This is a genomic window from Paenibacillus sp. FSL E2-0178 (assembly GCF_038593005.1).
Lineage (GTDB): Bacteria > Bacillota > Bacilli > Paenibacillales > Paenibacillaceae > Paenibacillus_AQ > Paenibacillus_AQ phytohabitans.
In genome coordinates, this window is sequence record NZ_CP151953.1 from 8,049,971 (window position 1) to 8,065,300 (window position 15,330).

A 15,330-nucleotide genomic window follows, 5' to 3' on the forward strand; every position below is an offset into this window, starting at 1 on the left:
CGAGATGCGAATAAGAACCATACTGGGCAACACTGTACTGTGGATTTTTCTGCTGGCCTTTGCTTTTATCACCCTGATTCCGGTCGTCATCACCGTGCTGGGCTCCTTCAAAACGAATGCCGAGCTGACCACCGGAGCGACCTTCCTGCCAAGCAGCTGGCACTTCTCTAACTATGCTGAAGCCTGGCAACAGGCGAATTTCTCCAAATATACGCTGAACAGCCTGATTATTTCACTGTCGGCGGTAGTAGGCACTTTACTGGTTTCTTCCATGGCAGCTTATGTGGTGGACCGGATGGACTTTTTCGGCAAAAAAATATATATCGGCCTGCAATCCTTCACCATGTTCGTGGCCGTGGGGGCGGTGGTGCTGCGTCCGCAATTCGATCTGATGGTTAAGCTTCATCTGCACAGCAGCCTCTGGGGCGTAATTCTGATCCTGATCTCCGCACACGCGTCGATATTCTTCATTCTGTTCAGCTTCATGAAGGGAATCCCCCGGGAGCTGGACGAGGCGGCGCTGATCGACGGCAGTTCGCTCGGCCGGACCTTCTGGCGGATTATTCTGCCGCTGCTCGGACCCGGACTCGGCGTAGGTGCGCTGTTCACCTTCCGCGGCGCGTGGAATGAATATCTGCTGCCGCTCGTGTTCACGATGACGAAGCCGGAGCTGCAGACGCTTACTGTCGGGCTGGCGAACCTGAAATACGGGATTTCGGCCGCTTCCCAGACCCACTATATGATGGCGGGCGCCTGCTTGTCCATTCTGCCGATTCTCGTGGCCTATCTTTTCGCCAACAAATCCTTCATGCAGATGACGGCCGGTTCCCTCAAAGGGTAGCGGTCCGGCCCTGCGCAACCCATATTCCATATTTAACATTCAAGGAGGTTCACCCCATGACTTTACAGGTTCCTGCAATACTGCAATCCGCCCCGTTCATCCGGCGTTATCCGGGAAATCCGGTGCTGGATGCCTCGAAGATTCCTTACCCCACCGCACTGGTATTCAATGCCGGTGTAACGAAATTTAACGGCAAGTATGTGATGATCTTCCGTAATGATTACGGCTCACTGGTCGATCAGACGCTTGAGCCGCACCACACCACGGATCTCGGCATTGCTTACAGTGACGACGGACTGAGCTGGACCGCCGGCCCGAAGCCAGTGTTCAAAATGCATGACGAGGAAATTATCCGCGCCTACGACCCGCGCCTGACTGTAATCGGCGGCCGTTGTTATATGTGTTTTGCCGTGGATACGCACCATGGCATTCGCGGCGGAATTGCCGTTACCGATGATCTGGAACACTTCGAGGTGCTCAGCCTGTCTACACCGGACCTGCGCAATATGGTACTGTTTCCCGAGCCCATCGGCGGCAAGTATGTCCGGCTGGAGCGTCCCTTCACGGTATACAGCCGCGGCGGCCGGGACCGCTTCGATGCCTGGATATCCGAGTCGCCGGACCTTGTGCATTGGGGCAACTCCAGCCTACTGCTCGCCGTCGAGCAGGTGCCGTTTGCCAATGACAAGGTTGGCCCGGCCGCACCTCCGGTCCGGACGGATAAGGGCTGGCTGACCACCTTCCATGCGGTGGATGTGGACCCGGCCAGAGGCAAGCACGGCTGGGAGGATACCTGGAAGAAGCGCTATACCGCCGGAATTATGCTGCTGGATCTGGAAGACCCCCGCAAGGTGATCGGCATGAGCATGCAGCCGCTGCTGGCACCGGAGACAGACTATGAGACTAGCGGGGGCTTCCGCAATCATGTGATTTTTCCGGGAGGGATGATTCTGGAGGATGACGGCGAGGTCAAGATCTATTACGGCTCTGCGGATACGGTGGAATGTCTGGCAACGGCCCATGTGGACGATCTGCTCCGGCTCTGTCTGGAGCCGGAGCAGAGATAAGAGTGTTTTCTGAAAATATGAAAGGGGTGTTTATTTATGCTAAAAAAGTTAAAATTATTAAGTTTAATTGTTTGTATGCTCGCCAGTCTTTTAGCTGTCGTTCCTTTGACAGCAAGTGCAGCGGGTACAATTGTAAGCTATCCGTTACCGTCGATCTATACTACGACCAGTCAATACACGGTAACAGCAGACGCTACCAATATACCGGTAATCGACACTTCGGAGGTATTTGTAAACTATAATTATTGTAATTTCTCTTTTTCAGGTACGACTACAATCACAATAACAGCAAGCGAGACAATCAATACCTATAATATTTCTCCCAAAGCTTTGGGGATCACTGCAGCCAAGAGCGGAAATACACTTACCTTTACACTTTCATCACCAACCTATCTTATCGTTAAAATCAATAACCTGAAAGATCTGGTTATTGCGGCAGATGCTCTTGAAACCAATGTTCCGGCTTCATCCGGTACAGGGATATACAATGTTAAAACCGGGTACGGTGCCGACAGTACCGGTGCCGCTTTGGCTACAACTGCCATACAAAACGCCATTAATGCGGCTAACACAGCAGGCGGCGGTATAGTATACGTTCCAGCCGGCGTGTACAAGAGCGGTAACATTGTTCTAAAAAGCAATGTTTCGGTTTATTTGGAGGGTGGTTCTGTGATAAGGGGTTCAGGAAATCCAAGCGATTACACTACCCATTTCCATAAGAATTCTCTGAATAAGGATGGAACCTGGTTTATTTATACCGAAACCAATGCAAACAATATTAAGATATACGGTAGGGGAACGATTGACGGCAATGGCCATTATATGAGAAATACAAACAATTATTTGAACAATATTCTTGTACCCTTGCAGTGCAGCAACTTCACGGTTGACGGCATAACCATCAGAGACAGTGGTGGCTGGGCTACAATCGTTACAAGATCTAATAACGTAACCTTCCAGAATACCAAGCACTTCAACAACAATGAACTTGATTATGAGAATGATGCAATAGACATTCAAGAGAGCCAGAATGTACTCATTAAGCACACTGTAGCAGTATCGGAGGATGACACCTACTCATTTAAGACCTGGGATGTAGCCACTACGGATATCGCTGCAAACTGGCCGGGAACTCCTGAAAACCAGTCAAATGTAGTTGTCGATGATGCTTTGGCTTGGAGCAGATGTGGAGCATTCAAGGTTGGAGATGGAGTGAAACAGCTTCAGGATGGCATCGTTGTTAAAAACTCTTTTGTATACAGATGCTGGCGCGCTTTAGCAGTCGGTCATCTCTATGGGACTCCAGCAGCACAAAACATCGTATTTGACAATATAGATGTAGAAGGCTTCTGGCCAAGATCCGGTGTTCACTCCAGATGGTTGGATCTTTCGGCAAAAACCGGTCCGATAAAAAATGTGGTCTATAATAATATCAATTTACGCGCTTTAGGTGAAGTTTCAATAATGAAGGGTTGGAGTGACACATCAACGGTCTCCGGAGTGACATTAAACAATGTTCGCGTCGGTGGAGTTGCGGTGAATAATTTGACAGATTTGAAAATAACAGATACGAACAGCTATGCTGCAGAGCCAAAATTCAACACATTGAAATTTGAAGCGGAAGGCTATAACCTTAGTTCAGGTGTTATGTCCTATGAGTCAAGCACGGACGGCGGGCTGGATGTGGGTGGAGGCAGTAATGGCGACTATATAGCATTTAAAAATGTAGACTTTGGCAGTACAGCTAAAACAAGTATTGATATGAAGGTTGCATCCGCTAATTCCGGCGGAAGGATCGAATTCCACTTGGATAGCCCTACAGGCACTATGCTGGGTTATTGGACGGCCGAAAGCACAGGCGGATGGCAGACATGGTCCCTCAAGAATATCCCGCTTAATGCCGGGACAGCGGTAGGAACTCATACGGTATATGTTACTTTTGTTAAGTCAGATTCAACCACAGTTGCAAATTTAACTTGGTTCCAGTTCAAATAGACCAACTAACACAAAAAACAGCAAGTCTCCTAAGTGAAGTGAACTAGGGACTTGCTGCAGGCATCCAATTGGAATACACAATATGAGGTTGAATTCTGTATTAATCCTGGAATTTGTATAGAGGCCATCTTTTCCAACAGTCGTAAGCTCAGTTCTACAGATACGCAGTTACTGAACTAACGAAGAACGAGCAGTGATACAAAATGACGAGGGATTCTAACGTCGAACAACTTAAACAAAGGATAACGAAAGACGTTACAGAATATATAATCCATCATCTGTGGCAGGTTGAAGAGGTTGAAGATATCATCGGGGTAATGGAGTTAAGGGAGAAAGCTGGAATCTACGAGAACCCGCATCATTTAACAGTGCTCTTTTGCTTAACAGGTGATTTGGAACAAGCACAGGCACGTATGACCAAAGTGTATAACGAACTGAAATTGGATTCTCAAAAAGAATTCTCCGCAGGATTGGCTCTGCGGTTAGGGCTGCATGTGTAAACATGGCTATAGCTGGGGGAACAGTCGAAGAACTAGCCAGAAGCATACAAGAAATATTTTCTTCCAGTTATGGCGAACCCTTTGGGTATGAGGAATGCTTTAATGTAGCAAAGCAGATATGGAAAGTAAAATAAGGTTTTTTATTTATAAGGTATTAAATTGAAGTAGTGGTGCCAATAAAAAAGCTCATGGTGATAGCCAATGAGCTTTTTTCTATGAGCCGGAACGTTGTCTTAGCGTAAGCCGCAGATTCTTAATATTCATCAACCAACGAGTGTATAGATGAGATGAATCATTTTGAATCCTACAGCATCTACGCTTTATTCTAATTTTCTAATTTAACTTTTGGAGTAAGGTTTCTTTTGGTTCGTTCGATTAAGCAAATAGTCAGTACTCGTCATATGAAAGTCTGCCAGCTTGATAAGAATCGCCGTGGGGATATCGACATCACCGCGTTCATAATTACTATAGATTCGCTGGCTGCATTGCAAATACTCCGCCATTTGAGTTTGCGTCAAATCCTTATCTTCGCGTAAATCCCGGATACGTTGATACATATCGAACACCTCCAACGCAAGCATATCTTAGCGAATTATTCGCTATTGATTTTTAGCGAAAAACTCGCTAAAATAATCAAGAAGATGATGATTTGGGAGGGGGTATAAGTGAGTCTTTTAGAGGACTGCTGCCTATACTCTTGGCTTCATAATGGGAGCAGCGATGCTCGTAGAAGTATTGGAACATGAGGCAGAACTTATACAGACTAAGGAGAAGTTGATTTTGGAATAAATAAAGTCGGATAGGAGAGAGTTATGAGACTTCTAATTCTAAGTTGCCTATGTTGATAGACGAGCTTCTTCAGGCAGAAAGTTGGGGCACTGTTCAAGAGAGGTGGATTCCTGCTATTAAGGAAGCTATTGCCTTGGCAGAGGTTGAAAAGCTGATTGAGCTTAGAGGTAGGTTTCCATATTCTTTCGAGAATTCATTAAAGCAATTGAAAAAAGCGGAGCGGGAATTTGTTCGAAATAGCCTGAAATAAAACAAGCCGGTGCGTGAGTGGTTATACGCATCGGCTTGTTTTTATTTTGTTAAGATTCAGGCTTGTCTTGTGTAGAATAGTTTGATTTGGGGAGAGGTATGTCCATTTCGGCCTCGTTTTGGTTGTTTCGGCTAATGAGTTCAGCAACATGTTCATGGAATTCTCTTAATGCCCCTATAGGCTATATGAAGAGGTGGCTTCAGGGGAAAAGATCGAGGCCCGGAAGGAAATGCAGAAGTTACTTCGGCATGTCGAAGACAAATTGTATGAACTCGGAGACAGTGATCATTACACCAAGCAAGATATACGATCTGGAAGTGGACAATGACGATGTATCGTTTGATTTTATGTCTATCTTCGCCAGAATCGAGTATAAAACGATTAAGCACAGAATGAAGCAAGGGAAAGAAGCAGGAGCCAAGAAAGGCATGTGGACGAACGGTAAGCCACCATTTCCCTATTATTATGATAAGAACACAAAATCGGTACGGGTGGATGAAGGCAAGCGCCCTATTTATCGAGCCATAGTTGAATAATATCGGAGTGGAATCAATCTTGGGCATATTGCGATATGGTTAACGGATAACAAGATACCTACGCCATACAACATTAAGCCGGATGGAAGGGACAAGGGATGGTCCAATGTGACTGTGCAGAGGCTGCTTTTGAGCGAGATTCATCTTGGCTACATCACCTACGGAAAAACACGAACAAAACGTGGTCAAGTGGAGATTGTCCCTGAAGAGGAACGAATCAAGCTCATGGGAACACATGAGAAATTGAAGACCCAGGAAGAACATGATGCCATTGTAGAACGTTTAGTGAAGAACAGGCTGATGAATCCCAATATCGAAGAAATATATTTCCCCTTTCGGGATTGCTCTACTGTGAAAAGTGTGGCTGTAGAATGCAGTTCAGAGTGGCCAAAGCAAGAAGCAAGGTCAATACTGGAGCGCGTTATGCTATCACCATTATAAGGATGGCAGCAAATGTGAGCAGAAGGGCAAGGTGCTGGACGAAGAATTTTTTGATGCTTTATATGAGCGGATTATTAATGTAGACCAGAACATGTTGCAGGAGATCGAGCTGCAAGGTCGTGGTTATAACGATACGAAGACGATGATTTCCGTGAAGGAGCAGGAGCTGCAAAAGCATAAACGGGCATTAGATAAATTACATGAATCCATTGAAGAGGACATTATTACGAAGCAGGTATTTATGGAGCGAAAGGTGGTTAGAACAAGACAGATTCAGAAACTGGAGGAAGAATTGCTGAATTTGCGAAAGGTGGTAGTATATGAAGGAAATTATCCTACGATGGAGCAGATCGTTGAGCGGATTGGGCAGTTTAGGGAGTTGTGGAGTGAAGCGGTGACTAGTGAAGAGAAGAATTGGGCGTTGAAGAAGTTGGTGGAGCGGGTTGTGTATAATCGGGAAGGGAATCGGGTGGAGTTGACGGTTTGTTATAAGTGAAATACATATTTAATTTGAATTATTTAATAGATATAAATGCGAGCTTCTGGGAACACTTCCAGAGGCTTAATTCATTAGGAATAAAAGATTCATGATTAAGAATTTAACCCGATAAATACAAACAAATGTTCTTTGAAATATATATTCCAAATGGTAGAATAGATCCATGGTAATTTTTTGAATTGTGTTTTCTTTTTAGACTATATAAATTTCAATGGGGGGAATTGTGGTTAATGATTAAACCGGATTGGAATATATTTAAAGCGAAGTTTAGTGAGAACCCACAAAGTAACTTTGAATGGTTGTGTTATTTACTCTTTTGTGTTGAGTTTAAGTTACCCTTAGGTATTTTTCGTTACAAGAATCAAACTGGTATTGAAACCATTCCTGTAATTCATGAAAACGAAGTTATTGGATGGCAGGCAAAATTCTATGAGACTACATTATCAACGCACAAAATAGATCTATTAGAGATGTTGAAAAAAAGCAAAGATAGATATCCTGACTTAACAAAAATCATCATTTTTACTAATCAAGAATGGGGACAAGGGAAACTTCAAAGTGATTCTGAGGTTAAGCTTGCGGTTCAGAAAGAAGCTGAAAAACTCAAGATTCAAATTGAGTGGAGAACCGCTAGTTATTTTGAATCACCTTTTGTGGTATTAGAAAATAAATTAATCCCGCATTACTTCTTCAGCTTAAAAAAGAACATTATGGATTCCATAAAGGATATGAGAAGGCATACTGAATCTTTATTATTGGAGATTCAAACTTCAATTGTTTTCAGTGAGTACAATATAGCGTTAGATAGAAGTAAGCTTCTTCAGGACTTAAATACTTATTTGGAGCGGGATTCTATAATAGTATTAAGCGGAGAAGGAGGAGTTGGGAAAACAGCGGTTGTTAAAAATTTATATGATAATCTTGGTAGTAATATTCCTTTCTATATAATAAAAGCAAATGAATTTGAGGTAGCGAATGTTGATCTTTTATTTGGTGATGCCAATTTAAAGGATTTTATTGATGTTCATAACAATGATAATAAAAAAGTATTCGTAATAGATTCTGCTGAAAAGCTAATGGATCTAAATAATCATAATCCTTTTAAAGAACTCCTCTCAGAATTACTGCGAACTGGATGGAAAGTTATTTTTACTGCAAGAAGCAGATACTTAATTGATCTTGATATTCATTTTATTGATCATTTTCAACGTAGTCCCTTAAAAATTCATGTCAGTAAATTAAGTCAGGATGAACTAGGATACTTGGCAAGTACGTATAACTTCGAACTTCCTAATGATTCTAAGTTATTAGAATTAATTACAACCCCATTTTATTTAAGTGAGTATCTTAAATTCTATACTGAAGGTAGTAATGCAGGGTATTTAAAATTTAAAGAATTGTTATGGAATAAAATAATAAAAAAAGCAAAACCATCTAGGGAACAATATTTTTTGCAGATTGCGTTTAAAAGAGCAAATGAAAATCAATTCTTTTTAACGTTTGATTCCAATGATATTAATATAGAAGCACTTATTCAAGAAGGTGTACTAGGTTATGAGATTGCTGGTTACTTTATTACTCATGACATTTATGAAGAATGGGCTTTAGAAAAAATAATTGAATCTGAGTTTGTTAAAAAAGAAAATAATATTGGATTCTTTGAAAAAGTTGGAGAATCATTTGCGATTCGTAGAAGCTTTAGAAATTGGATTTCAGAGAAACTTTATCTTGAAAACAATTCAATCAAAGAATTCATTGAAGAAATAATGGATGACGAGCAAGTAGCCGGATTTTGGAAGGATGAGATAATAATTGCGGTATTACTATGCGATTACTCCCAATATTTTTTCAGCTCTTTCAAAAGAACTTTTTTGGATAAAGATAAAGAATTACTACGAAGGGTTTCTTTCTTATTAAGAATTTCTTGTAAGGAAGTGGATGATGTCTTTCAGTCAGAAATTAAAAATATTGATATCTTGTCAATCAAATATATCTTCACAAAACCCAAAGGGAGTGGATGGAAAAGCCTCATTCAATTTGTATATAATAACTTAGATGAAATTGGGATAAAGAATATAAACTTTATTTTACCAATTGTTCATGATTGGAATTCGAACTTCAAGCAAGGAGAGACTACTAGATTATCAGGCCTAATTGCCTTTAAATATTATCAATGGATAGTACAAGAAAAAGGATATATTTCTCGTAACGAAGATTTTAAGGATAAAATACTACAGACAATTTTGTATGCTGCGGGGGAACTTAAAGCAGAACTAGCAACTGTTTTTGATGAGGTATTAACCAACAAAGCAAAAGATCATAGGACACCTTACTATGACTTGATTGAGATGTTACTGACTAAGACTTTTGTGAATATGGAAATTATAAAAGCGTTACCAGAATATGTGTTGAAACTAGGAGGGTTATTTTGGCTTCGTTCTTACGAAAGAGAAGATATTTATTCAAACCTAGATATCGGTGTTAGTAAATACTTTGGTATAGATGAAGGAATAGATAGATATTTTCCTGCTAGCGCGTATCAAACTCCGATTTATTGGCTTTTGAAGACTAAATTCGCTCAGACAATTAACTTTATTTTAGACTTTACTAATAAAGCAACAGAGTGCTTTGCGAAATCTGAGTTGGGACAACATGAAGTTGCAACAATACAGCTTTATGTTGAAGATCAAAGTTACGAACAATATATTTGTAATAGGTTGTGGAATCTCTATAGAGGAACTCAAGTTGCGCCTGATGTCCTGGAATCAATGCATATGGCTTTGGAAAAAGTACTTCTTGAGGCTGCAAAGGATATCGATGCTGTAACATTAGAAGGCTGGCTTTTGTATTTATTAAAGAACTCCAAGTCAACTTCGATAACTGCAATTGTAGTGAGTGTTGTTTTGGCATGCCCAGAAAAAACATTTAATATTGCAATCAATTTATTTAAAACTAAAGATTTATTCTTTTATGACACTAGTAGAATGGTACTTGATCTATCTGCAAAATTTAGTTATTCCATCGGATATGGATTAAACTATAGTTCTAAGATTTTTCAGGACGAACGTATCGGAACCTGTGATGATAAGCATAGATCAAAAAGCCTCGAACACATTGCGCTTGAATACCAATTTTTTAGAACTGAAGGGGTTAATGAGGAGGACGCAGAACAAAGGCAAAGGGCTATTTGGGATGTTTTGGATACATACTACAATGAAATGTCAGAAATATTAGTTGAAGAAGAGCATACAAAAACGTGGAAGCTTTATTTGGCGAGAATTGACAAAAGAAAAATGAACCCTACTTTGGAAGAAAAGGATGGTAATGTTCTCATAAGCTTTAATCCTGAGTTGGAACCAGAGGTTCGTGACTATAGTGAAACTGGATTAAAACAAAATTCTGAAAAGATGAAATATGCTTCGTTAAAGCTTTGGGCATACTATAGAATGAAAAATGAAGAACAGTATAAGCAATACATCAGTTATGAGGATGATCCTAAAGTTGCACTTAAGGAAGTACTGGAGATTATCGGAGAGCTTGAACGACTCGCTGAAACAGAAATACTTAACCAACAGAATGAATATGAAGGATTCTTTCTACTGAATCATTCAATTCCTTCAGAAGTTTCTTCTGTATTAATTAGAGATTTTCTCAATATACTTACTGATGAAGATAAAGATTTTTGCAAGGAGATTATACTGGAAGCAGCCACTTCATCGTTTAGATCGAACTACCAGTATCAGATATCAGATGGAGTGGAATCTGCAATTTCAGTATTGCCTATCTTAATGCAAGAATTTTCTAATGAAAAGGACATTATCAAATTTATATTGCTAATGATACTTTTTGATCCAAATAGAATTGGTATGTATGCTGACTTTTCAGACTTCGCGGCTAACGCAGTATTAAAGGATTTGTGGGATTTGAGTTTTGAAGACGCTCATGCTATTTTTATTGGTTATCTGTTTTTAGTTCCCAAATATAAATCGGTTCGCGAAAAACTCTGGAAAAAAAGGCGTCGACAAAGTAGTTATGGTTTGAGTGAAAATGAAGTGATTGAGATTTTAGCTCTCGATTATGAAAATGATATACAAAAAGTTATTGCAAACAAAATTACACTAAATGATCTGGAAGATATTTCAGAATTAGATTTAAAATCCTTGATAACACCATTCCAATTGATTCCTTTAGGAACTGAAGATCCTGAGCATATACAGATTGCAAAAGATATAATATCTAAATTTGCAACTGAATTGGTATCAGATCGAAGAGAAGATAGAATTGACTACTCTATTAAGCATGATTTTTTAGTTAAATTTACAAACTTGGTTCTAGGCTCTTCCGAAGCGTATATACCATTGTATTTGAAGCCGTTTATTGAAAACTTTAATAGCTCAAAAGTTTTCTCAGAATTGTTTGATCAATTTATTATTGCTGAGGATAACCTTAATTCGAATGATAAGTTTTGGAAAGTATGGGATGCATTCTTTGAAAAAGTAACTACACTCGCTAAAGAGGGAGAGCGGCCCTGGTATGTAAGCGACATAATAAAAAGCTACCTATTCGCAACGGTCCAATGGAAAGAAACAGTAACGGAGTGGAGAACCTTTAGTGAAAGAAATAAAAGATTTTTCAAAGAAATTTCCAGAAAAATAGGCCATTGTCCTTCTACTTTATACTCACTGTCCAAGCTATTAAACAGTATTGGCAGGAGCTACTTACTCCCAGGAGTAATCTGGATTTCAGAAATGTTAAATAGAAGTGAAGTATTATGGAACTCGAAATTAGATACAAATACTGTGTATTATTTAGAGTCCATCATTAAAAAGTATATTTATATACAACGAGAAGACATAAGAAGAGGGAAAAAACAAAAGCAGGAAGTTTTAGTTATACTGAATTTCTTGGTGGAACAAGGCTCTGTCGTTGGTTACATGTTGAGAGAGAAAATTTTATAAAATATACTTGTGTGTTGTTCTGTGATTACCTTTTCCTTTCTTTACGTCTGTCTTTACTCTTTTAGATGAAACCTTCAGTAACACTTTACCGAGAATCCATATGTTTAAAGGTGATGCCCATGGCAAATCGAAAAGTTGCCATATTTGCTGTAGTACGAACGTAATCCAGTAAAATGATTTACCTGGTAGAGACTTTTGTTTTCATCAAGTAAATAGCTATATTAATCAAAATGTGTTTATTTTGATTTTCGTAGGCTCATCATTTTATAACAGGAGAGCTATAAAATATCAAGAGTATTATTAAAATAAAATTTATAATTGCTTATTTAGAATCTTACAAGATGGAGGAAAGAGATGGATTCATTTAAGATACTTAATGATAATAAAACATATAAAATTACAAGAGAAAATTTCGAAAAATTAACTGATAAGAAACATCCTTACTGTCAAGTAATTAGAAAAAGGACCAGATACTTAGCAATATGTCCTGCCTGTGGTAATCCAATAAATTTTATTGGTTTATATGTTAAAGATCAAACGGATAGGAAAAGAAAACGAGCATTACATGGGAGACATTTTACTGAAAATGTACCGCAATTAGCTGATTTTGACGAATATGAATATAAAGATTGTCCATTCCATAATGACAAAGCTGGTAAGTTATATACAGATATTCCAGGGCAAAAGAAAAATAATGAAATTGTAAGACTTATCAAAACTTATCCAGAAGAATTACGAGAATGTATTTCTAAGATTCTAGGCTTCGATATTTCTCAAAGTAAATTCGAAAAACTTCTTACAAGTTTTGTTAGTAGTAGAGGATATTACTTTGAAGGTATAACAAAATTTAATTTACCGTATTATTTTCTATACCTTCTTCCAAGTGAAAAATTATATAAATGCAAGGTATTGGATAATGACATTGAGCGGGCAATAGATCAGAAATGCAAATATTTCGAGGTTAGTAAGGAAAAAAGATTGGAGAAAAAAGTTAATGAGTATGTAGAATTTGAATTTATTTTGGTTGAACATATTAAAAAGGATGATTTTGAAAGCATAAACTACAAGTTAATTGAAAGAAAAAAAGAAATTAGAAACCTTATTTTTGAAAAGCGCCTTGAAATAAATCATTATCTTTTTGTGGATATGATAAGTGGGAAATAATTTTGAAAATTTAACTGGAAATATAAGCTGGCTCCTCTTGCGCCCTCCCCCACCTTTTTGGGTAAACTAACCTTAAGCAATACTTTACCCAAATCCAACACGAAAAGAGGTGATGCCCCATGACAACTCAAAAAGTACCCAATAGATTAGCCAAGGAAAAGTCACCGTATCTGCTGCAACATGCTCACAACCCAGTGAACTGGTTCCCTTGGTCGGAAGAAGCTTTTGAAATCGCCCAGCGCGACAACAAGCCTGTCTTCTTATCTATTGGGTATAGCTAGTTGTTGATTCACACGTACCTGTCATTGGTGTCACGTAATGGAACGCGAATCCTTTGAAGATTCAGAGGTTGCCCAAATCCTCAACAACAACTACGTAGCGATCAAAGTAGACCGCGAGGAGCGGCCGGATATTGATGCGCTGTATATGTCGGTGTGTCAGGCGCTGACGGGGAGCGGGGGATGGCCGCTGACGGTGCTGCTGACGCCGGAGAAGAAGCCGTTCTATGCCGGGACGTATTTCCCGAAGCGGCAGATGTTTGGCCGGATCGGGTTGATGGATGTGCTGGAGCAGATCCACACGAAGTGGGAGCAGGACGGGGAGGCGCTCAATAAGCTGGGCGATGACCTGCTTGAAGAGCTTCATACACTTGACCGTAAGAATGCGTATAACTCGGTTGATGTAGACGGCGGTATCCCAGGCGATGAGTTGCTGCATGAGGCTTATGAGCTGTACCGGCGCCAGTTCGACGAGGAATATGGCGGGTTCGGCAATGCGCCGAAGTTCCCTTCGCCGCATAATTTGTCCTTCCTGCTGGCGTACAGCCAGCTGCACAATCAGCCGGAAGCGCTCCGCATGGTGGAGAAGACGCTGGAGTCGATGTACCGGGGCGGCATGTACGATCATGTGGGCTTTGGGTTCTCGCGGTATTCCACGGACCGGGAATGGCTGGTTCCGCATTTTGAGAAAATGCTCTACGATAACGCACTCCTGGCGAACGTCTATCTGGAAGCTTTCCAGATTACCGGGAAACCGCTGTATGCGGAGATTGCCGAACAGATCTTCACCTATGTGCTGCGCGATATGACTTCGCCCGAAGGCGCTTTCTACTCTGCGGAGGATGCGGATTCGGAAGGCGTGGAAGGGAAGTTCTACGTCTTCTCCCGTGATGAGATTGAGGAGGCCCTGGGGCTGGAAGACATGCATTCGTATTGCCATGTCTACGGGATTACCCCGGAAGGCAACTTCGAGGGTGCCAATATCCCGAATCTGCTGCAGGGGCTGCCGGAAGAAATGGCAGAGCGCATGGGCATGAACCCGCTGGGCCTGCGGACCCGGATGGAGGAATGGCGCGGGAAGCTGTTCGACTACCGCGAGCAGCGCATTCATCCGCTCAAGGATGACAAGGTGCTGACCTCGTGGAACGGGCTGATGATCGCGGCGCTGGCCCGAGGGGCCAAAGCGCTGCAAAAGCCTGAATATGCCAAGGCCGCAGAAGCGGCAGCAAACTTCATCTGGGACAAGCTGCGGCGCGAGGATGGCAGGCTGCTGGCACGTTACCGTGACGGGGAGTCGGCGATTCCCGCTTATGTGGATGATTATGCCTTCCTGATCTGGGGAATGAGCGAACTATATGAAGCTACGGGTCAGGCGGTCTATCTGGAACGCGCTCTGATGCTCAAGGATGGTCTGCTGGAGCTGTTCCACGATTCCGAAGGCGGCGGCTTCTTCTTCACCGGCCATGACGGGGAAGAACTGCCTATCCGCTCGAAGGAATTGTATGACGGGGCTATTCCATCCGGGAATTCGGTAGCGGCGAAGCTGCTCTGGAAGCTGTCGGTGATTGCCCAGGACGTTGAGCTCAAAGGCATCGCCGAGCGTACCGCTGCGGTACTTTCATCTGCGGCAGCGGAGTATCCGCCGGGTTATGCGATGTATTTGCAGGCCCATCTGGCGATGACCTCGGGCGGCAGGGAATGGGTGCTCTCCGGCAAAAAAGAGGACCCGGCGCTGCACGGCATGCTGGCTCAGGTGCAGCAGGCCTATCTGCCTGACGCTGCGCTAATCGTCAATTGGGAAGGGGATAGCGAAGGCATTCTCCGCCTTCTGCCGCATCTGGCGGATAAACCGGCGGTCCGCGGCGATGCGACAGCCTATGTCTGCCGTAACTTTGCCTGCCGTGCGCCGGTTACGAATATGGAGGCGGTCCGGGAGCTTTTGGCCTCCGGTAATCGCGAAGGGTAGTATATAACACAAAGAGCAGCCTGCGGTTTGGGCTGCTCTTTGTGTT

The 15,330-nt window shown here is 41.7% G+C and carries 13 protein-coding genes; 12 read left to right on the top strand and 1 reads right to left on the bottom strand.

What is annotated here, in order from left to right:
• The first annotated feature begins 4 nt into the window (after positions 1 to 4).
• The 4 genes from MHI42_RS34755 to MHI42_RS34770 all read left to right on the top strand — a co-directional run bounded on the left by MHI42_RS34755 (position 5) and on the right by MHI42_RS34770 (position 4,403).
• Positions 5 to 841, top strand: a complete 837-nt coding sequence (locus MHI42_RS34755) for a carbohydrate ABC transporter permease (RefSeq protein ID WP_171716129.1) — start codon at positions 5 to 7, stop codon at positions 839 to 841.
• A gap of 56 nt (positions 842 to 897) precedes the next feature.
• A complete protein-coding gene (locus MHI42_RS34760; RefSeq protein WP_342422147.1) occupies positions 898 to 1,908 on the top strand; it encodes a glycoside hydrolase family 130 protein in 1,011 nt (336 codons plus the stop codon).
• A gap of 36 nt (positions 1,909 to 1,944) precedes the next feature.
• Positions 1,945 to 3,903: a carbohydrate-binding protein gene (locus MHI42_RS34765; protein ID WP_342422148.1), complete on the top strand. Its 1,959-nt coding sequence runs from the start codon at positions 1,945 to 1,947 to the stop codon at positions 3,901 to 3,903.
• 203 nt (positions 3,904 to 4,106) lie between these two features.
• A complete protein-coding gene (locus tag MHI42_RS34770; RefSeq protein ID WP_342422149.1) occupies positions 4,107 to 4,403 on the top strand; it encodes a hypothetical protein in 297 nt (98 codons plus the stop codon).
• Between the two features lie 338 nt (positions 4,404 to 4,741).
• Here the strand turns inward: MHI42_RS34770 and MHI42_RS34775 are convergent, their stop codons facing one another.
• Entirely contained in the window at positions 4,742 to 4,960 is a 219-nt protein-coding gene (locus MHI42_RS34775; RefSeq protein ID WP_036733492.1) for a helix-turn-helix transcriptional regulator, read from the bottom strand.
• Between the two features lie 281 nt (positions 4,961 to 5,241).
• Between MHI42_RS34775 and MHI42_RS34780 the strand changes: the two genes are divergently transcribed.
• The 8 genes from MHI42_RS34780 (at position 5,242) to MHI42_RS34815 (ending at position 15,284) form a co-directional block, all read left to right on the top strand.
• Positions 5,242 to 5,442: a hypothetical protein gene (locus tag MHI42_RS34780; protein WP_342422150.1), complete on the top strand. Its 201-nt coding sequence runs from the start codon at positions 5,242 to 5,244 to the stop codon at positions 5,440 to 5,442.
• A gap of 266 nt (positions 5,443 to 5,708) precedes the next feature.
• Complete coding sequence (locus MHI42_RS34785) at positions 5,709 to 5,978, top strand: hypothetical protein (RefSeq protein ID WP_342422151.1); 270 nt, start codon at positions 5,709 to 5,711, stop codon at positions 5,976 to 5,978.
• Positions 5,979 to 5,990: 12 nt separating this feature from the next.
• Positions 5,991 to 6,419 carry a recombinase family protein gene (locus MHI42_RS34790; protein WP_342424860.1) on the top strand — a complete coding sequence of 143 codons (429 nt, stop codon included), beginning with the start codon at positions 5,991 to 5,993 and terminating at the stop codon, positions 6,417 to 6,419.
• Positions 6,420 to 6,450: 31 nt separating this feature from the next.
• Complete coding sequence (locus MHI42_RS34795; RefSeq protein WP_171716123.1) at positions 6,451 to 6,915, top strand: hypothetical protein; 465 nt, start codon at positions 6,451 to 6,453, stop codon at positions 6,913 to 6,915.
• A gap of 233 nt (positions 6,916 to 7,148) precedes the next feature.
• Positions 7,149 to 11,876, top strand: coding sequence for an AVAST type 4 anti-phage nuclease Avs4 (gene avs4, locus MHI42_RS34800; protein ID WP_342422152.1), 4,728 nt, complete (start codon positions 7,149 to 7,151; stop codon positions 11,874 to 11,876).
• Between the two features lie 354 nt (positions 11,877 to 12,230).
• On the top strand, positions 12,231 to 13,040 hold the full coding sequence (locus MHI42_RS34805) for a hypothetical protein (RefSeq protein ID WP_342422153.1): 810 nt from the start codon (positions 12,231 to 12,233) through the stop codon (positions 13,038 to 13,040).
• Positions 13,041 to 13,159: 119 nt separating this feature from the next.
• Positions 13,160 to 13,321, top strand: coding sequence for a DUF255 domain-containing protein (locus MHI42_RS34810; RefSeq protein WP_342422154.1), 162 nt, complete (start codon positions 13,160 to 13,162; stop codon positions 13,319 to 13,321).
• Between the two features lie 37 nt (positions 13,322 to 13,358).
• The gene (locus MHI42_RS34815; RefSeq protein ID WP_342422155.1) at positions 13,359 to 15,284 is read left to right on the top strand and encodes a thioredoxin domain-containing protein; all 1,926 of its coding nucleotides are present in this window, start codon (positions 13,359 to 13,361) and stop codon (positions 15,282 to 15,284) included.
• Positions 15,285 to 15,330: the final 46 nt, after the last annotated feature.